This is a genomic window from Winogradskyella wichelsiae (assembly GCF_013403925.1).
Classification (GTDB): Bacteria; Bacteroidota; Bacteroidia; order Flavobacteriales; family Flavobacteriaceae; genus Winogradskyella; species Winogradskyella wichelsiae.
Map to the genome: position 1 here is coordinate 167,886 of NZ_JABFDJ010000006.1, position 18,267 is coordinate 186,152.

The window sequence follows — 18,267 nt, forward strand, 5'->3', positions numbered from 1 at the left end:
GTCTTAAAATTTAAGTCCTGCTTCTCTAGCACCTTCTGCTAATGATTTTACTCTACCGTGATATAAGTATCCACCTCTATCAAAAGAAATAGTTTCAACACCAGCTTTAATAGCTTTTTCGGCAACAGATTTACCTACTAATGTAGCTAATTCTGATTTACTTCCTTCAGACTTTGTAATGTCCTTGTCTCTTGAAGATGCAGCAGCTAAAGTTTTACCAGTTACATCATCTACGACTTGAGCATAAATTTCTTTATTACTTCTAAAAACAGCTAATCTTGGTCTAGTTTCAGTCCCAGATACTACCTTACGGATTCTGCTTTTAATTCTTAATCTTCTTTCGTTCTTTGTCAATGCCATAACTTAATTATTAAGCTGATTTACCTGCTTTTCTTCTGATTTCTTCACCTACAAACTTGATACCTTTTCCTTTGTAAGGCTCAGGTCTTCTAAAGCCGCGAATCTTAGCTGCAACTTGACCTACCAATTGTTTGTCAAAAGACGTTAATTTAACTCTTGGATTTTTACCCTTTTCAGATATTGTCTCAATGATTACCTCTGGAGCAATGTCCAAAACAATATTATGAGAAAATCCAACGGCCAAATCTAACTTTTGTCCTTGATTTGATGCTCTATACCCTACACCAACTAATTCTAGTTCTTTGGTCCAGCCTTTAGAAACACCTTCTATCATATTAGCAATTAATGCTCTATAAAGACCATGTTTTGCTCTTAAATCTTTCTTATCAGAAGAACGCTCTAATGTAATAGTACCGTCTTCTAATTTTATTTCAATCTCCGAATACTCTTGAGTTAATTCACCTAATTTACCTTTAGCAGTAATTAAGTTATCTTTAATCTCAACTGTTACACCTTCAGGAACTGTTATTGGGTTTTTACCTATTCTTGACATAATTTCCTGTTTTTAGTATACGTAACATAAGACTTCACCACCTACATTTTCTCTCTGCGCTTGTTTCCCTGTCATCACTCCGTGAGACGTTGAAACAATTGCAATACCTAATCCGTTAAGGATTCTTGGCATTTCGTTAGATGAAGCATACTTACGTAAACCTGGTTTACTGATTCTTTGAATTTTTTTGATAACTGATTCTTTAGTTTCTTTACTGTACTTCAAAGCAATTTTGATTGTACCCTGTACTGAAGAATCGTCAAACTTATAACTTAAGATAAATCCTTGATCGAATAAAATCTTAGTTATTTCTTTTTTTAAATTAGATGCAGGAATCTCAACCACTCTGTGGTTTGCCTTAACTGCGTTTCTAACTCGCGTTAAATAATCCGCTATTGGATCTGTATTCATATGTATTAATTTGCGGTAGCGGTTTTCGACACTATTGCCAAACCTGAAACCAATTTATAATTTTACCAACTTGCCTTTCTTACACCTGGAATTAAACCTTGGTTAGCCATTTCTCTAAACATTACACGAGAAATTCCAAATTGTCTCATATAACCTTTTGGTCTACCTGTAAGTTTACAACGGTTGTGCTGACGTACTGGTGATGCATTTTTTGGTAACTTTTGTAATGCTTCGTAATCTCCAGCTTCTTTCAAAGCCTTTCTTTTCTCTGCATATTTAGCTACCGTTTTAGAACGCTTCACCTCACGGGCTTTCATTGATTCTTTAGCCATAATTTAGTTCTTTTTAAAAGGTAATCCTAATTCTGTTAATAATGACTTAGCTTCCTTATCGGTTTCTGCTGAAGTCACAAATGTAATATCCATTCCTGAAATCTTATTAACTTTGTCAATATCTATTTCTGGAAATATGATTTGTTCTACTACACCTAAGTTATAGTTTCCACGTCCATCAAAACCAGTAGCTTTGATTCCGTTAAAATCTCTAACACGTGGTAAAGCTGAAGTCACCAAACGATCTAAGAATTCATACATCTGCTCTCCTCTTAACGTAACTTTTGCACCAATTGGCATCCCTTTACGCAATTTAAAAGAAGCAACATCCTTCTTAGACATTGTATGTATAGCTTTCTGTCCAGATATTTTTGTAAGCTCCTCTACTGCGTGATCGATTAATTTCTTATCCGCAACAGCAGCACCAACACCCTTAGATATTACTATCTTAGTAAGCTTAGGTACTTGCATTACATTTTTATATCCAAATTCTTCCGTAAGAGTTGGAACAACTTTGTCCTTATACTCTTGTTTTAATCTTGCAACGTAAGCCATAATTAAATTACTTCATTAGATTTTTTAGAAAATCTTACTTTATTATCACCATCCATCTTATAACCAACTCTAGTTGTTTCTCCCTTAGAAGTTAACAACGATAAGTTAGATATATGTAAAGATGCTTCTTTCTCTACAATACCACCTTGAGGATTTTGCGCACTTGGTTTAGTATGTTTCTTAACCATGTTCACACCTTCTACGATGGCTTTGTTCTTATCTATTAATACTTTAAGTACTTTACCTTCTGATCCTTTATGATCACCAGCAATTACTTTTACTGTATCTCCTGATTTTATTTTAAGCTTTGTCATTTTATTTATCAATTAAAGCACTTCTGGTGCCAATGATACAATTTTCATGAATTGTTTATCACGAAGTTCTCTAGCTACAGGACCGAAAACACGAGTTCCTCTCATTTCCCCTTGAGGATTTAAAAGTACACAAGCGTTATCATCAAATCTAATGTAAGATCCGTCAGGACGTCTTACCTCTTTAGCTGTACGTACAACTACTGCAGTAGAGACAGCACCTTTCTTAATGCTACCATTAGGTGTAGCATCTTTAACAGCTACTACAATCTTATCTCCTACAGAAGCATACCTTCTTTTAGTCCCACCTAATACACGGATAGTTAAAACTTCCTTTGCACCAGTGTTATCAGCTACTTTTAATCTTGATTCTTGTTGTAACATAATTACTTCGCTCTTTCAATTATTTCTACTAATCTCCAACACTTAGATTTACTTAAAGGTCGTGTTTCCATGATCTTTACTGTATCTCCTTCGTTGCAGTCATTTGTCTCATCGTGTGCAACATATTTCTTTGTTTTTAACACGAATTTTCCATACATAGGGTGTTTTACCTTCTTAACTTCAGCAACAACAATAGATTTCTCCATTTTGTTACTCGTTACGATCCCTATACGTTCTTTTCTTAAGTTTCTTTTTTCCATCTTTCAGCAGAATACAATTATTGTACGTCTCTTTTAGTTAGTTCTGTTGCCACTCTAGCTACTGTGCGACGCGCAACTCGTAACTGTATTGGATTATCTAAAGGTGATATAACATGTGCCATCTTAAGGTCTGTATAACTCTTTTTAGATTCACTAAGTTTCTCTTGTAACTCAGCTGTTGAAAGCTGTTTAATGTCTGATTGCTTCATAATATCTTTCTATTAAGCTTCGTAATCTCTAGCTATGATAAACTTAGTTTTTACAGGAAGTTTCTGTGCTGCTAAACGAAGTGCTTCTTGAGCAGTTTCTAATGGCACACCACTTATTTCAAATAACATACGTCCTGGTTTTACAACTGCTGCCCAATATTCAACGGCACCTTTACCCTTACCCATACGTACTTCAAGAGGTTTCTTTGTAATAGGCTTGTCTGGAAAAATTTTAATCCATAACGATCCTTCTCTTTTCATGTAACGTGTAGCGGCAATACGTGCTGCTTCTATTTGACGTGCAGTAATAAATGTTGAATCTAATGATTTAATACCGAAAGTACCATTTGATAACAAATGACCTCTTCCCGCATTTCCTTTCATACGTCCCTTTTGCTGCTTACGAAATTTTGTTCTTTTAGGCTGTAACATTTTGTCTTTTCTTTAAAAAATTACTTTCTACGACGAGATTGGTTCTTATTTCCACCACGTCCACCTTTGCTCTTTTGTTTAGATAAGCCTACTAATGGAGAAAGTTCTCTTTTTCCATATACTTCACCTTTCATTATCCAAACTTTGATACCTAGTCTACCATAAGTAGTATGTGCTTCTACAAGAGCATAATCAATGTCAGCTCTAAAAGTAGATAAAGGAATACGTCCTTCTTTATAGTGTTCAGAACGTGCCATTTCAGCACCATTCAAACGACCACTAATCTGAATTTTAATTCCTTCAGCATTCATACGAATTGCAGCAGCGATAGCCATTTTTATTGCACGTCTGTATGAAATTCTACTTTCAATTTGACGAGCAACACTAGCAGCTACTAAATAAGCATCAAGCTCAGGTCTTTTAATTTCAAAGATGTTCAATTGAACTTCTTTGCCAGTAATTTTCTTAAGCTCTTCTTTCAACTTATCTACCTCTTGTCCACCTTTTCCGATAATAATACCAGGTCTAGCAGTAGTGATAGTAACGGTTACAAGTTTAAGCGTACGCTCAATAATTACTCTACTTACACTAGCTTTAGATAGACGAGCATGAATATACTTTCTAATCTTATCGTCTTCGGCAAGTTTATCACCATAATCGTTTCCTCCGTACCAGTTAGATTCCCATCCTCTGATAATTCCTAAGCGATTTCCGATTGGATTTGTCTTTTGTCCCATATCTCTATCTTAGCTTTGTGTTTTATTTATTGAATCTATTACCACAGTTACGTGATTAGATCTCTTTCTAATTCTATGTGCTCTACCTTGAGGTGCTGGACGCAATCTCTTTAACATAGAACCACCATCTACTCTAATTTCTTTGATAAACAATTTAGCCTCTTCTACATCAGCGTCTTCATTTTTAGCTTGCCAGTTTGCTATTGCAGACATAACAAGTTTCTCTAAACGACGAGATGCTTCTTTTTGACTAAATCTAAGAATCTGAAGAGCTTTCTCTGCCTTTTCACCTCTTACTAAATCCGCAACTAAGCGCATTTTTCTTGGTGATGTAGGACAGTTATTTAGCTTAGCAAAAGCAATCTGCTTTTTCTCGGCTTTAATAGCTTCCGCCATTTGTTTTTTACGACTTCCCATGATTCTTATTTTTTACCTTTATTCTTAGCACCTGCATGACCTCTAAAAGATCTTGTTGGTGAAAATTCTCCTAACTTATGTCCTACCATGTTTTCAGTAACAAATACTGGAACAAACTGACGACCGTTATGAACTGCTATAGTTTGTCCAACGAAATCCGGAGAAATCATTGATGCTCTAGACCAAGTTTTAATAACTGTCTTCTTATTTGAAGCTACATTTTCTGCAACTTTCTTTTCCAATTTATAGTGGATATAAGGTCCTTTTTTTAATGAACGTGCCATACTATCTTAATTATTTCTTTCTACGTTCTACAATATACTTATTACTCGCTTTAGTCTTAGAACGTGTTCTAAATCCTTTAGCAGGAATACCGTTTCTAGACCTTGGATGACCACCTGAAGATTTACCTTCACCACCACCCATTGGGTGATCGACTGGATTCATTACTACTGGTCTTACTCTTGGACGTCTACCTAACCATCTACTTCTACCCGCTTTACCAGATACTAGTAATTGATGATCAGAGTTAGATACAACACCAATAGTTGCCATACATGTTACTAGAATCATTCTAGTTTCACCTGATGGTAACTTAACCGTTGCAAATTTATCTCCTCTAGCCATTAACTGAGCAAATGCACCAGCACTACGAGCCATTACAGCTCCTTGTCCTGGACGAAGTTCTATACAAGAAATAATTGTACCTAAAGGTATTTCACTTAATGGCATTGCATTTCCAATTTCAGGAGCAATACCAGTTTCACCAGACACTATATTTTGACCTACTTGTAAACCATTTTGAGCGACAACATAACGTTTCTCACCATCTTGGTAATTTAATAAAGCAATAAAAGCTGTTCTGTTCGGATCGTATTCAATTGTTTTAACTTCCGCAGGAATCCCCGCTTTGTTACGTTTGAAATCGATAATACGATAACGTTTCTTATGACCTCCACCTACTTGGCGTATGGTCATTTTCCCTTGACTGTTTCTACCACCTGATCGTTTTTTCGGAGCAAGCAAGCTTTTCTCCGGCTTATCAGTAGTAATGGCGTCAAATCCATTAACTACTCTAAATCGCTGACCTGATGTGATCGGTTTTAATTTTCTTACTGACATTAATGTCTAAAATTACATGTTAATGTATAAATCTATTACTTCACCTTCCGCCAGTTGTACAATTGCTTTTTTAACAGCATTTGTTTTACCATGTTGAACACCAGTTTTTGTAAACTTGGTCTTACGATCTGGACGGACATTTATTGTACGAACTTTTTCAACAGAAACTCCATAAGCAGCTTCCACTGCTTTTTTGATCTCTACCTTGTTCGCCTTAGTGTTCACTTCAAATGCATACGCATTAAACAACTCACTTTGCTTCGTTGCTTTTTCTGTGATTATCGGTTTTCTTAAGATACTCATCTGTTCTATTTACTTAAATTCGTTTCAATTCCTTCTAAAGCACCTTCAATTAGAATCACTTTATTAGCGTTCATAATCTTATAAGTACTTAATTCTGAAGCGGTTATAACTTCAGACCCTTTAAAATTGCGGGAAGACAAATATACATTATTATTTGACCCAGCCAACACAATTAAAGATTTTTTGTTCTCTACTTCTAAAGCCTTTAAAACATTAATAAAGTTTTTAGTTTTTGGAGATTCAAAACTGAAATCTTCTAACACTAAAATTGCTTTATCATTTGCCTTAATACTCAATGCAGATTTACGAGCTAATCGCTTAAGGTTTTTGTTTAATTTAAAACCATAATTTCTTGGTCTAGGACCAAACATACGACCACCACCTCTGAATACACCAGATTTGATACTACCTGCTCTTGCAGTACCAGTACCTTTTTGTTTTTTAATCTTACGTGTACTACCAGTAATTTCTGCTCTTTCTTTAGCCTTATGCGTCCCCTGTCTTTGATTTGCTAAGTATTGCTTAACATCTAAATAGACAGCGTGATTATTTGGCTCTATAGCGAACACTTCTTTAGAAAGCTCAGCTTTCCTTCCAGTGTCTTTTCCGTTTATATCTAAAACTGCTATCTCCATTACTTCTCAATGATTACATAAGAATTCTTGTGACCAGGAACACATCCTTTAACCACTAGTAAGTTCTTTTCTGGAACTACTTTGTAAATTCTTAAATTTTGAACTTTTACTGTTTCACCACCCATTCTTCCGGCCATCTTCATTCCCTTGAATACTCTCGCAGGATAAGAAGCTGCACCAATAGAACCTGGAGCTCTTAAACGGTTATGTTGACCATGCGTTGCTTGACCTACACCACCAAAACCATGACGTTTTACTACACCTTGAAAACCTTTACCTTTAGAAGTACCTGCAACATCTACAAATTCTCCTTCAATAAATTGTTCTACTGTGATAGCATCACCTAATTTGTACTCCGAATCAAAACCTTTGAATTCAACAACTTTGCGTTTTACAGAAGTACCCGCTTTTTTAGCATGACCTAAGTCTGCTTTAGTAGCGCTTTTTTCTGTCGCGTCATCGAAACCTAATTGAAGTGCAGAATAACCATCCACTTCTTCAGTTCTGACTTGGGTAACGATACATGGTCCAGCTTCGATTACTGTACAAGGAATGTTCTTCCCATTTTCATCGAAAATGCTGGTCATACCGATTTTTTTTCCAATTAACCCAGACATAATTATTATTTATTTATTATTAATTTAAACTTTGTAATAACAACCTTGTTGCTATTACTATATAAAATTCAAGGCCGAAAATACGTTTCAGCCCTGAATTGTATTTATTACCGTTTTTCCTTCGCACGCAGCTTAGGACATGTTAGTGTCTTATCACACTTTAATTTCAACTTCTACTCCACTTGGCAATTCAAGTTTCATTAAAGCGTCTATTGTTTTAGAAGATGAAGAGTAAATATCTAATAATCTCTTATAAGAGCTTAATTGAAATTGTTCCCTAGACTTCTTATTAACGTGTGGTGAACGTAATACAGTGAATATTTTCTTGTGTGTTGGTAAAGGGATTGGCCCTGTTACTACTGCACCTGTACTTTTTACTGTTTTTACAATCTTATCAGCAGACTTGTCTACTAAATTATGATCGTAAGATTTTAATTTTATTCTGATTTTTTGACTCATTTTCTTAAGATTTACGATTCAAGACCTTTAGCTGCTTTGATTACTTCTTCTGATACATTAGAAGGAGTTTCTGCATAGTGTGAAAATTCCATTGTTGATGTAGCTCTACCTGAAGATAATGTTCTTAATGTAGTTACATAACCAAACATTTCTGATAATGGTACAGTAGCTTTTACAGTTTTTGCACCAGCTCTATCACCCATGCTAGTCATTTGACCTCTCCTTCTGTTTAAGTCACCTACAATATCACCCATGTTTTCTTCTGGTGTAATCACCTCAAGTTTCATGATAGGTTCCATTATAACCGCCTTAGCTGCTTTTGCCGAATTTTTAAATCCTAATTTAGCTGCTAATTCAAAAGATAGTTGATCTGAATCGACATCATGATAAGATCCATCTCTCAATGTGACTTTCATTGCATCTACCTCAAATCCTGCCAATGGACCATTTTGCATAGCCATTTTAAATCCTTTTTCGATAGAAGGTATAAATTCCTTAGGAACGTTACCACCTTTAATTACAGATTCAAACTGAAGACCTACTACACCTTCATCTGCTGGTTCAATCGTAAATACGATATCAGCAAACTTACCACGACCACCAGATTGTTTCTTGTAAACTTCTCTATGATCTGCAGATCTTGTAATAGCCTCTTTATATTCAACTTGTGGCTGACCTTGATTAACCTCAACTTTAAATTCTCTCTTTAAACGATCTACAATTACATCTAAGTGTAATTCACCCATTCCAGAAATAATAGTCTGTCCTGAAGCTTCGTCTGAACGCACTGTAAATGTAGGATCTTCTTCAGCCAATTTAGCTAAGCCCATTCCTAATTTATCTACATCTGCTTTTGTCTTAGGCTCAACCGCAATACCAATTACTGGATCGGGAAAGTCCATAGACTCTAATACTAAAGGATGTTTCTCGTCTGTAAGTGTATCTCCTGTTTTGATAGATTTAAATCCAACAGCAGCTCCAATATCTCCAGCTTCAATATAATCAATTGCATTTTGCTTGTTAGCATGCATTTGATAAATACGAGAAATACGCTCTTTCTTACCTGAACGATTATTCAAAACGTAAGAACCTGCATCTAAACGACCAGAATAAGCTCTAAAGAATGCTAAACGCCCTACAAAAGGATCAGTAGCAATTTTAAATGCTAAAGCAGCAAACGGCTCCTTTACATCTGGCTTACGAAGCTCTTCTTTTTCAGTATCTGGATTCACACCAACAATACCATCCTTATCCATAGGAGAAGGTAAGTAACGACATACAGCATCTAATAAGAACTGTACACCCTTATTTTTAAAAGCAGAACCACAAATCATAGGAATGATTGCCATGTCCATAACAGCAGCTCTAAGTGCAGCATGCACTTCTTCTTCTGAAATAGAATCTTCATCTTCCATGAACTTCTCTAATAAATTCTCATCGTAACCAGCAACTTCTTCAATAAGTAGTGCTCTATACTTTTTAGCCTCAGCTTTAAGATTTTCTGGAATTTCAATAACATCAAAGGTAGCCCCTTGAGTTTCATCATGCCAAACAATCGCTCTGTTCTTAACTAAATCTATAATTCCTTTAAAATCTTCTTCGTCACCAATGTTTAAAACGATTGGCACCGCGTTAGATTTTAACATATCTTTTACTTGTTGACAAACACTTAAAAAGTCTGATCCTTGACGGTCCATTTTATTAACGAAACCAATACGAGGCACTTTATAGTTATCTGCAAGTCTCCAATTAGTTTCAGATTGTGGCTCAACACCATCAACTGCACTAAACAAGAAAACTAAACCATCAAGCACACGTAATGAACGGTTTACTTCAACAGTAAAATCTACGTGACCTGGTGTGTCAATAATATTAAAATGGTAGCTCTGTGCTTCAGGAGTTGGTTGTGCATTTTCCTTTGGAAAAACCCACTCACATGTAGTAGCTGCAGAAGTAATTGTAATACCTCTTTCTTGCTCTTGCTCCATCCAGTCCATAGTTGCAGCACCATCATGTACTTCACCTATTTTATGTGAAACACCTGTATAATAAAGAACACGTTCTGTAGTTGTAGTTTTTCCAGCATCAATGTGAGCTGCAATTCCTATATTTCTTGTAAGTCTTAAATCTCTTGCCATTTCTTAAAATCTAAAGTGTGAGAAAGCCTTATTTGCTTCTGCCATTTTATGAGTATCAGTCCTTTTCTTAACTGCTGCTCCTTCTTCTTTAGCTGCTGCTAAAACTTCTGCCGCTAAACGTTGCGCCATAGATTTTTCGTTTCTCTTACGCGAAAAGCTAATTAGCCATTTCATTGCAGTTGAAACCTTACGGTCTGGACGAATCTGCATTGGAATCTGAAATGTAGCACCACCAACACGACGACTACGTACTTCTACGTGAGGCATTACGTTAGATAAAGCTTCTTTCCAAATCTCTAAAGCTGTTTTTTCGTCATCATTCTTTTTCTCTTCAACAATATCAATTGCATCATAGAATACTTTAAAAGCGATAGACTTCTTACCATCCCACATCATCATGTTAACAAAACGTGTTACTAACTGATCATTAAATCTTGGATCTGGTAAAAGCGGTCTCTTTTTTGCTGCTCTTTTTCTCATGTCTTCTTCTTAAAGTTTTAAATTACTTCTTAGGGCGTTTTGCACCATACTTAGATCTACGTTGCGTTCTTCCCGATACACCTGCTGTATCTAAAGCACCACGAACGATGTGATATCTAACTCCTGGTAAATCTTTTACCCTTCCACCTCTAACCAATACTATCGAGTGCTCTTGTAAATTGTGACCTTCTCCACCAATGTATGCATTTACTTCGTTTCCGTTTGTTAAACGAACCCTTGCTACCTTACGCATTGCTGAGTTAGGTTTTTTAGGTGTCGTTGTATAAACACGAGTACATACACCACGTCTTTGAGGACACGAATCTAAAGCAGCCGATTTACTCTTCTTGGTTATTTTGGCTCTTCCTTTTCGTACTAATTGTGAAATTGTTGGCATATATTTCTATATAAAATTTATTAATCCTCACTTTTGAGGGCTGCAAAGGTACAAATTAATATCTATAATTCAAATAGTTGTGTATTAATTTTTTGAATAAGTAGAGAAATTTATTTCAACCTTATATAATATCAGCTATTTTTACGTTGAGACAATAGTAATTCTATTAAATATCGATGCCAGTAATTAAACAAGTTATTTCTGTTTTTATAATCTTATTGATTTATTCAAATCAAAGTTATACTCAATCACTTGGATTAAAAATACAGGCTGAGAGTATTGAAAATACTAGAATTATTGATTCTATCGATTACACCAAAATTTTTGACAATTTTATTAAGCTTCAAACGGAGCTTACTAATTTACAATTAAAACTTTCTAGAATTGGATACATAGATTCTAACATAGAACAGATTACAAAACCTAATGATACTCTTTTTTTAGCCTCTCTATTTTTAGGAAAAAAAACAACCACAATTAGAGTTTACTACGATTCTAGTTTTGACCCTGAGTTTTTAAATTTAATTTCCCACACAGCAGGTAAGTCTTATTTTGAATTGGATATAGAAGATTTAGAAAGTTCATTAAACACTTTAAATTCTAAAATAGCTGAACAGGGTGATCCGTTTTCTACTTTACAACTTACGGATTTATTAAAATTTAATTCAAATATAATTTCTACAAAATTAAAAATTGTAACAAATCAAAAAAGGCGTATTGATAAAATAATCATTAAAGGTTATGAAAAATTCCCAAAATCTTATGTTAAGCGCTTCCTTAAGTTAAAAACAGGAAAATCATTTAACTTAAATGCTATAAAAGATAAAATAGAACTGTTAAACAATATTCAATTTGCAAATAAGATAAAAGATCCCGAAGTGCTTTTTACCAAAGACTCAACTACACTATATATATATATTGAAAAAACGAAAACTAACAATTTTGACGGCTTCTTAGGCTTTGGAACTAATGAAGATACTAATGAGATAGAATTTGATGGTTATTTAGACCTACGTCTTATAAATAATCTTAACTACGGTGAGACAATTAATCTATTTTACAAAAGTGATGAGATTGATCAGCAAACTTTTAAAGTCGATGCTGACCTTCCTTATTTATTTTCTTCACCTATTGGTTTACAAGTTGGGCTTAATCTTTTCAAAAAAGATTCAACCTTCTTAAATGCTAGTCAATATGCTAAAATAAATTATCTCCTTAATGCAGAGCAAAAAATAGGCATTGGTATAACGTCAACTAAATCGACAAACTTATTAGAAGATGACACTACAACTTTAAATGATTATACTACAAATTATTTTACAATTAGCTATAATTATTCGAAACTACAATCTTACGACCCTCTATTCCCTGTGAATTTCTATTTAGATTTTTCATCTGGGTTCGGAGACAGAACAAACGATTTTGGTGCTCAGAAACAAATGATGTTCAACATTGAAAGCTTCAAAATATTTAGTCTTAATAATAAGAATAGTATTTTTACAAAAATAAGTGGAGCTATTCTAACTTCTGATGATTACTTAGATAATGAATTGTTCCGTTTTGGTGGTATAAACTCCATTAGAGGTTTTGAAGAAAATAGTTTAGTTGCAAACTTGTATGGAGTTTTAAACACAGAATACCGCTACCGATTAAGTAATAGCCTCTATGTCCATTCTGTTATTGATGCTGCTTATTTTGAAAACCAACTTACAAATAGCAAAGAGAAACTTTTTGGATTTGGATTTGGATTAGGTTTATTAACCAATGCTGGTTTATTCCGCCTAAACTACTCTAGTGGTAAAACTGAAAGTAGACAATTTAAATTATCGGATTCTAAAGTTCACATTAGCTTGACAGCTACTTTTTAAAAAAAAATTAAAATATGATTACGAAATCACTCTTCATTCTTTTAATAACTATAAATTTCACTTACTCACAAAACACTATAGGTACCACCCACATAACTAATCAAGTATCTGAAGGTTTTACTTTATTCTCTGCCTTTACTGAAACTTATCTCATTAATAATTGCGGTGAGGTTATAAATCAATGGTCTAGTAATTTTCCACCTGGAAATGCGGTTTACCTGTTAGACGACGGAAGTATTTTAAGAGCTGGTAGAACTGCAACCCAAGATATTATATTTGGAGGACAAGGAGGCGTTATTGAAATCTATGATTGGTATGGTAACTTAACTTGGCAATATTTCTATGATACACCATTAATGAGACAACATCATGATGTCTTCCCTATGCCAAATGGTAATATTCTTATTCTCGCAGTAATGAAAGTATCTAATGCAGAAGCCATTCAGTTTGGAAGAAATCCTACATTATTAACTGATAATGAACTTTATAGTGAACAGATTATAGAAATAACACCTATCGGAACAAATAGTGCTAATATAGTATGGCAATGGAATATTATGGATCATATTGTTCAAGATTTTGATGCCACCAAAGACAACTTTGGGAATGTTAGTTTAAGCCCTGAAAAATTAGATATCAATTTCTTAAATGGCGGCAATGGTAGTGCCAATTGGCTTCACTTTAATTCAATTTATTTCAATTCCGTTTTAGATCAAATTGTAATAAGCTCTAGAAGCCTAAGTGAAATTTACATTATAGATCACTCTACAACAACAGCACAAGCTGCAAGCAATACAGGTGGTACTTATAGCAAAGGTGGGGATTTATTATATCGTTGGGGCAATCCACAAGCATATAAACAAGGAAATGAGTCAGACAGAAAACTTTATGGACAACATTCGCCATACGTTATAGAGGAGGGCTTAGCCGACGAAAACAAAATAATGTTGTTTAATAATGGGCGTGATCGAGGAGAACAATTTTCCGAAATCAATATTCTAAATCCAGAAACTGAAAGCCCAGGAGTGTACTCTTATCAAACCAACACACCTTACAGCCCTTCCCAAGCAGATTATACATATGGTAATCCAACAGGTACTGATATATTTTTTTCTGGCATATTAAGTAGTGCCCAACGTTTACCCAATGGCAACACTCTAATTTGTGAAGGTAGCAGTGGACGATTTTTTGAAATAACTAAAAGTGAAGATATTGTTTGGGAATATATTAACCCTATAAATACATCGAATGGAAATATCATTTCACAAGGTGTTAGTTCATCAACTTTTTCTAACGTGAGTTTTAGAGCTCATAAATACGATATTAATTATGAAGCTTTTTCAAATAAAGATTTAACACCAAGTAGTCCAATTGAATTGAATCCTAATGTAGCAGCATGTCAAAACCTGAGTACTTCAAAATATAATCTAGAGTTGATTAAATTACATCCTAACCCTACACGTGGTAAAATCACAATAACCTCTAATTCAGTTATTAATAAAGTAGAAATTTACAATATATTTGGTCAAAAGATAAATACCACATCTTCAGAAAACATAGATTTATCAGATAATATTAATGGCGTCTATTTTCTAAAAATTCATATAGGACATATAGTCCTTCTTAAAAAAGTAATAAAGAATTAACACCACGTAATCCTATATTATTTTACAACCATAGAAGCCATTATTACACTGATTAACTCTACAGGTTAGATCTATCTATTTAATCATTCAATAAATTATATTGAAATAGACAACTTCATATAATAAAGCAATCCTTCCTTCTTTGTAAAATAAACGCTTAATTACAGCCATCACTAATTCAATTATAAGCTTTTTTTTATTAAATCTTTATTATTACTTTAACAATTATTTATAGTATATCAATTAGCTACACCCCTTTATCTATCGGGAAAACACCCTCAATCATAATTCAATATTTATGCAATAAAAATCAACATAAACCAACAATAAATCAAACATTTAACATAATCATATTGTTTTCTTAACTTTTTTTTTATACTTTTCACGTATTACTAACTCAAAAAACAAAAACATGAAAACAAAGTTTAGTAGAATTCTCACGCTACTACTAGCGTTTATTGTGCAATTAACTTTTGCGCAAGAAAGGACAGTTTCAGGTGTGGTAACAGATCCCTCTGGCCTACCTCTTCCAGGAGTAAACATTGTAGTAAAAGGAACAAACAATGGAACTCAATCAGATTTTGATGGCAAATACTCCATCTCGGTCAATACAGGTGACATTCTTTCTTTTAGTTACGTAGGACTCAAACCTGAAGAAATTACAGTTGGAACATCCGATCAAATTAACGCAACACTCACCGAAGACACCGCTGCATTAGACGAAGTTGTTATTACCGCTCTAGGTATTAAACGGGAAAAGAAAAGCCTAGGTTATGCGACTCAAGAAGTTGACGGAGATGAAGTCTCCAAGGTTAAAAGTTCTAATTTTGTCAACTCCCTTTCCGGTAAAGTTGCAGGTTTAGATATTAAATCCTCAGGAACACTTGGTGGGTCTACCAATGTAGTAATAAGAGGAAGCAACTCTATTTCAGGTAATAACCAAGCTCTTTTTGTAATAGATGGAGTACCTATTAGCAATCAAAATACAAATACAAGCGCTCAAACACTAGGTCAAGGTGGTTATGATTACGGTAATGCATCATCTGACATTAACCCTGATGATATTGAAACTATAAACGTTTTAAAAGGTGCAGCAGCAACAGCACTTTACGGATCTAGAGGTATGCATGGTGCAGTCATTATCACTACTAAAAAAGGTAAGACTAAAAACGGTATTGGCATAACAATAAGCTCAAGCCTTATGATTGGTACAGCTGATAGCGAAACATTACCCAAATATCAAAAAAAATATGGAGCTGGCTATGGAGCTTATTATGGAACATCTGAAGATCAGTATTTTAATGATTTTGAAGATATCACTGGTGATGGAAATCCAGATATCACCGTACCTTTTACAGAAGATGCCTCTTACGGAGCTGCATTTGACCCAAGTTTACTAGTCTATCAATGGAATTCAATTTACCCACAGCTAGACGGATATCGTGAAGCAACACCATGGGTGGCTGGACAAAATGATCCTAATTATGTTTGGGGATCCTCTGGAACTTATGTAAATTCTATAGGACTAGATGGTTCTGATGAATCAAGTTCTTTTAGATTAGGCTACACTAATATGATGCAAGAAGGTAATTTACCCAATAGTGAGATTAAAAGAAATTCGATAAATTTTAATGGTTCTCACAAATTCACAGATAAACTTACTGCATCTACGTCTTTTACATACACTAAGACGAGCGGAAAAGGTCGTTATGGTACAGGTTATGATTCTAACAACGTTATGCAACAATTTAGACAATGGTGGCAAACAAATGTAGATCTTGAAGCTCAAAAGAATGCCTATCTAAGTACTGGGGACAATATCACTTGGAATACAAGATCAGGAACAGACACAGCACCTATTTACTCTGACAATCCATATTGGACATTTTATGAAAACTACGAAACAGATTCTAGAAATAGATATTTTGGTAATGTAATGTTAGATTATAAAATTAATGATTGGGTTAGTGTTATGGGAAGATTTTCTTACGATACTTATACCGAGTTTCAAGAAGAACGTACTAACGTAGGTAGTGCTAATGTAGCTCAATATTCAAGGTTTAATAATCAAGTTGCTGAATACAATTATGATTTCTTTTTGAATTTTAATAAAGACTTAAACGAAAAACTTAACCTAGATGGAAATATAGGTTTTAACTTAAGAAGACAAACATGGGAGTCTATGAGAGCTGTAACCAATGGTGGGCTTGGTATTCCTGGACTTTATTCTTTATCTAACTCTACAAATCCTATCGAAGCCCCTACAGAATATGATGCGACTAAAATGGTTGACGGTGCTTTTGTAAGAGCCAGTCTAGGTTATGATAACTTTGGTTTTATTGAAGCGACTTATAGAAGAGATCGCTCATCTGCATTACCTCAGGAGAACAACACATTTGGTTATTATTCAGTTTCAGGAAGTTTTATATTTTCAGAATTCATAGACAGCAACTGGATTACATTTGGTAAATTAAGAGCTAATTATGCTGAAGTAGGTGATGATACTGGACCATATAGAGTATATAATACTTATAATATTTCCGCACCCTTTGATGGTTCGGGTATAGCATCAAACCCTTCTTCTTTAAATAATTTAGAATTAAAACCACAACGTCAAAATTCATATGAGTTTGGTATCGAAATGTCATTTCTAAATAAAAGAGCAGGATTCGATTTCGCTTATTACAACACAACTACAGAAGATCAAATTGTAAATGTTCCTTACTCAGGATCTACAGGATACGCTTCTCGTTGGTTAAATGCAGGAACTATTGAAAATAAAGGTTTAGAAGTTCAGCTTTATGGCACACCAATTAAAACAGAAGATTTCCAATGGAACTTAATGGTTAATTGGTCTAAGAACGAGAACAAAGTAATAAAATTACTTGAAGGTATTGAAAACTTACAGCTAGCAGATTTACAAGGTGGTGTATCAATAAATGCAACACCAGGTGAAGCATACGGAACAATCAGAGGAACAAATTTCGTCTATCAAGATGGGCAAAAAGTTGTTGGAACTGATGGCTACTATTTAACAAGTGACACTTCTAATGAAGTTATTGGAAATGTAAATCCTGACTGGAAAGCAGGTATAAGCAACACCGTGTCTTACAAAAATCTAAGCTTAAGTTTCTTAATTGATATCCAAAAAGGTGGAGATATTTTCTCATTAGACACATGGTATGGTTATGCAACTGGTTTATATGATTTCACAGCAGGAACAAATGATTTAGGAAACCCCGTAAGAAATCCTGTGACTTCAGGTGCTGATAGTGGAGGTGTAATTTTATCTGGTGTACAAGCTGATGGAACACCTAACAACGTAAGAGCAGATGCTACAACATACTCAAACCCTTGGGGATATGCTCAAACACCAAATGCTGAACATGTATATGATGCTTCATTTGTAAAACTAAGAGAAATGAGTTTAACTTATAGCTTGAGTCCAAAAACATTAGAATCATTGCCATTTACAAATGCATCATTCTCAATTATAGGTCGAAACTTGTGGATTATTCATAAAAACCTCCCATACTCTGATCCAGAGGCAGGTTTAAGCTCAGGAAATATCCAAGGATATCAATCTGGAGCATATCCTTCAATCAGAGAAATAGGTGCTAGTTTAAAGTTACAATTTTAAA

At 34.4% G+C, this 18,267-nt stretch carries 24 protein-coding genes; 3 read left to right on the plus strand and 21 right to left on the minus strand.

Annotated features, from left to right (window positions below; genetic code table 11):
• Nucleotides 1-3 precede the first annotated feature (3 nt).
• From rplR to rpsL, 21 genes are all read right to left on the minus strand, one after another.
• Nucleotides 4-360 (minus strand): 50S ribosomal protein L18, encoded by a 357-nt coding sequence (gene rplR, locus HM985_RS13200; RefSeq protein WP_179376707.1) that lies wholly within the window; start codon nucleotides 358-360, stop codon nucleotides 4-6.
• A gap of 10 nt (nucleotides 361-370) precedes the next feature.
• Nucleotides 371-913, minus strand: a complete 543-nt coding sequence (gene rplF, locus HM985_RS13205) for a 50S ribosomal protein L6 (protein ID WP_179376708.1) — start codon at nucleotides 911-913, stop codon at nucleotides 371-373.
• A 12-nt stretch (nucleotides 914-925) separates the two neighbouring features.
• Nucleotides 926-1,324, minus strand: coding sequence for a 30S ribosomal protein S8 (gene rpsH / locus HM985_RS13210; RefSeq protein ID WP_173587863.1), 399 nt, complete (start codon nucleotides 1,322-1,324; stop codon nucleotides 926-928).
• Nucleotides 1,325-1,386: 62 nt separating this feature from the next.
• On the minus strand, nucleotides 1,387-1,656 hold the full coding sequence (rpsN, locus tag HM985_RS13215) for a 30S ribosomal protein S14 (protein ID WP_179376709.1): 270 nt from the start codon (nucleotides 1,654-1,656) through the stop codon (nucleotides 1,387-1,389).
• A gap of 3 nt (nucleotides 1,657-1,659) precedes the next feature.
• Nucleotides 1,660-2,211, minus strand: coding sequence for a 50S ribosomal protein L5 (gene rplE, locus HM985_RS13220; protein WP_179376710.1), 552 nt, complete (start codon nucleotides 2,209-2,211; stop codon nucleotides 1,660-1,662).
• A 2-nt stretch (nucleotides 2,212-2,213) separates the two neighbouring features.
• Nucleotides 2,214-2,525 carry a 50S ribosomal protein L24 gene (gene rplX, locus HM985_RS13225; RefSeq protein WP_173587860.1) on the minus strand — a complete coding sequence of 104 codons (312 nt, stop codon included), beginning with the start codon at nucleotides 2,523-2,525 and terminating at the stop codon, nucleotides 2,214-2,216.
• 12 nt (nucleotides 2,526-2,537) lie between these two features.
• Complete coding sequence (gene rplN / locus HM985_RS13230; protein WP_179376711.1) at nucleotides 2,538-2,906, minus strand: 50S ribosomal protein L14; 369 nt, start codon at nucleotides 2,904-2,906, stop codon at nucleotides 2,538-2,540.
• A gap of 2 nt (nucleotides 2,907-2,908) precedes the next feature.
• On the minus strand, nucleotides 2,909-3,166 hold the full coding sequence (rpsQ, locus tag HM985_RS13235) for a 30S ribosomal protein S17 (protein WP_092469501.1): 258 nt from the start codon (nucleotides 3,164-3,166) through the stop codon (nucleotides 2,909-2,911).
• Nucleotides 3,167-3,183: 17 nt separating this feature from the next.
• On the minus strand, nucleotides 3,184-3,375 hold the full coding sequence (rpmC, locus tag HM985_RS13240; protein ID WP_179376712.1) for a 50S ribosomal protein L29: 192 nt from the start codon (nucleotides 3,373-3,375) through the stop codon (nucleotides 3,184-3,186).
• Between the two features lie 12 nt (nucleotides 3,376-3,387).
• Nucleotides 3,388-3,807: a 50S ribosomal protein L16 gene (gene rplP, locus HM985_RS13245; RefSeq protein ID WP_179315572.1), complete on the minus strand. Its 420-nt coding sequence runs from the start codon at nucleotides 3,805-3,807 to the stop codon at nucleotides 3,388-3,390.
• Nucleotides 3,808-3,827: 20 nt separating this feature from the next.
• Nucleotides 3,828-4,544, minus strand: coding sequence for a 30S ribosomal protein S3 (gene rpsC, locus HM985_RS13250; protein WP_179376713.1), 717 nt, complete (start codon nucleotides 4,542-4,544; stop codon nucleotides 3,828-3,830).
• Nucleotides 4,545-4,553: 9 nt separating this feature from the next.
• Nucleotides 4,554-4,961 (minus strand): 50S ribosomal protein L22, encoded by a 408-nt coding sequence (rplV, locus tag HM985_RS13255; RefSeq protein ID WP_179376714.1) that lies wholly within the window; start codon nucleotides 4,959-4,961, stop codon nucleotides 4,554-4,556.
• 5 nt (nucleotides 4,962-4,966) lie between these two features.
• The gene (gene rpsS, locus HM985_RS13260; RefSeq protein ID WP_114310878.1) at nucleotides 4,967-5,245 is read right to left on the minus strand and encodes a 30S ribosomal protein S19; all 279 of its coding nucleotides are present in this window, start codon (nucleotides 5,243-5,245) and stop codon (nucleotides 4,967-4,969) included.
• Between the two features lie 10 nt (nucleotides 5,246-5,255).
• Nucleotides 5,256-6,083, minus strand: a complete 828-nt coding sequence (gene rplB, locus HM985_RS13265) for a 50S ribosomal protein L2 (protein ID WP_179376715.1) — start codon at nucleotides 6,081-6,083, stop codon at nucleotides 5,256-5,258.
• Nucleotides 6,084-6,095: 12 nt separating this feature from the next.
• A complete protein-coding gene (gene rplW, locus HM985_RS13270) occupies nucleotides 6,096-6,386 on the minus strand; it encodes a 50S ribosomal protein L23 (protein ID WP_179376716.1) in 291 nt (96 codons plus the stop codon).
• 5 nt (nucleotides 6,387-6,391) lie between these two features.
• Nucleotides 6,392-7,021, minus strand: a complete 630-nt coding sequence (gene rplD, locus HM985_RS13275) for a 50S ribosomal protein L4 (RefSeq protein WP_179376717.1) — start codon at nucleotides 7,019-7,021, stop codon at nucleotides 6,392-6,394.
• A complete protein-coding gene (rplC, locus tag HM985_RS13280; protein WP_179376718.1) occupies nucleotides 7,021-7,638 on the minus strand; it encodes a 50S ribosomal protein L3 in 618 nt (205 codons plus the stop codon). The genes rplD and rplC overlap by 1 nt, the downstream gene beginning before the upstream one ends.
• A gap of 153 nt (nucleotides 7,639-7,791) precedes the next feature.
• Complete coding sequence (gene rpsJ / locus HM985_RS13285; RefSeq protein WP_007650482.1) at nucleotides 7,792-8,097, minus strand: 30S ribosomal protein S10; 306 nt, start codon at nucleotides 8,095-8,097, stop codon at nucleotides 7,792-7,794.
• 11 nt (nucleotides 8,098-8,108) lie between these two features.
• Nucleotides 8,109-10,235, minus strand: coding sequence for an elongation factor G (fusA, locus tag HM985_RS13290; RefSeq protein WP_179376719.1), 2,127 nt, complete (start codon nucleotides 10,233-10,235; stop codon nucleotides 8,109-8,111).
• A gap of 3 nt (nucleotides 10,236-10,238) precedes the next feature.
• Nucleotides 10,239-10,715 carry a 30S ribosomal protein S7 gene (gene rpsG / locus HM985_RS13295; protein ID WP_020897658.1) on the minus strand — a complete coding sequence of 159 codons (477 nt, stop codon included), beginning with the start codon at nucleotides 10,713-10,715 and terminating at the stop codon, nucleotides 10,239-10,241.
• Nucleotides 10,716-10,737: 22 nt separating this feature from the next.
• A complete protein-coding gene (gene rpsL, locus HM985_RS13300) occupies nucleotides 10,738-11,112 on the minus strand; it encodes a 30S ribosomal protein S12 (RefSeq protein ID WP_019386263.1) in 375 nt (124 codons plus the stop codon).
• A gap of 176 nt (nucleotides 11,113-11,288) precedes the next feature.
• On the opposite strand from rpsL, the gene HM985_RS13305 reads away from it, so the two are divergent.
• The 3 genes from HM985_RS13305 (at nucleotide 11,289) to HM985_RS13315 (ending at nucleotide 18,266) form a co-directional block, all read left to right on the plus strand.
• A complete protein-coding gene (locus tag HM985_RS13305; RefSeq protein WP_179376720.1) occupies nucleotides 11,289-12,980 on the plus strand; it encodes a POTRA domain-containing protein in 1,692 nt (563 codons plus the stop codon).
• 14 nt (nucleotides 12,981-12,994) lie between these two features.
• A complete protein-coding gene (locus HM985_RS13310; RefSeq protein ID WP_179376721.1) occupies nucleotides 12,995-14,626 on the plus strand; it encodes an aryl-sulfate sulfotransferase in 1,632 nt (543 codons plus the stop codon).
• 412 nt (nucleotides 14,627-15,038) lie between these two features.
• The gene (locus tag HM985_RS13315; protein ID WP_179376722.1) at nucleotides 15,039-18,266 is read left to right on the plus strand and encodes a SusC/RagA family TonB-linked outer membrane protein; all 3,228 of its coding nucleotides are present in this window, start codon (nucleotides 15,039-15,041) and stop codon (nucleotides 18,264-18,266) included.
• Nucleotide 18,267 lies beyond the last annotated feature (1 nt).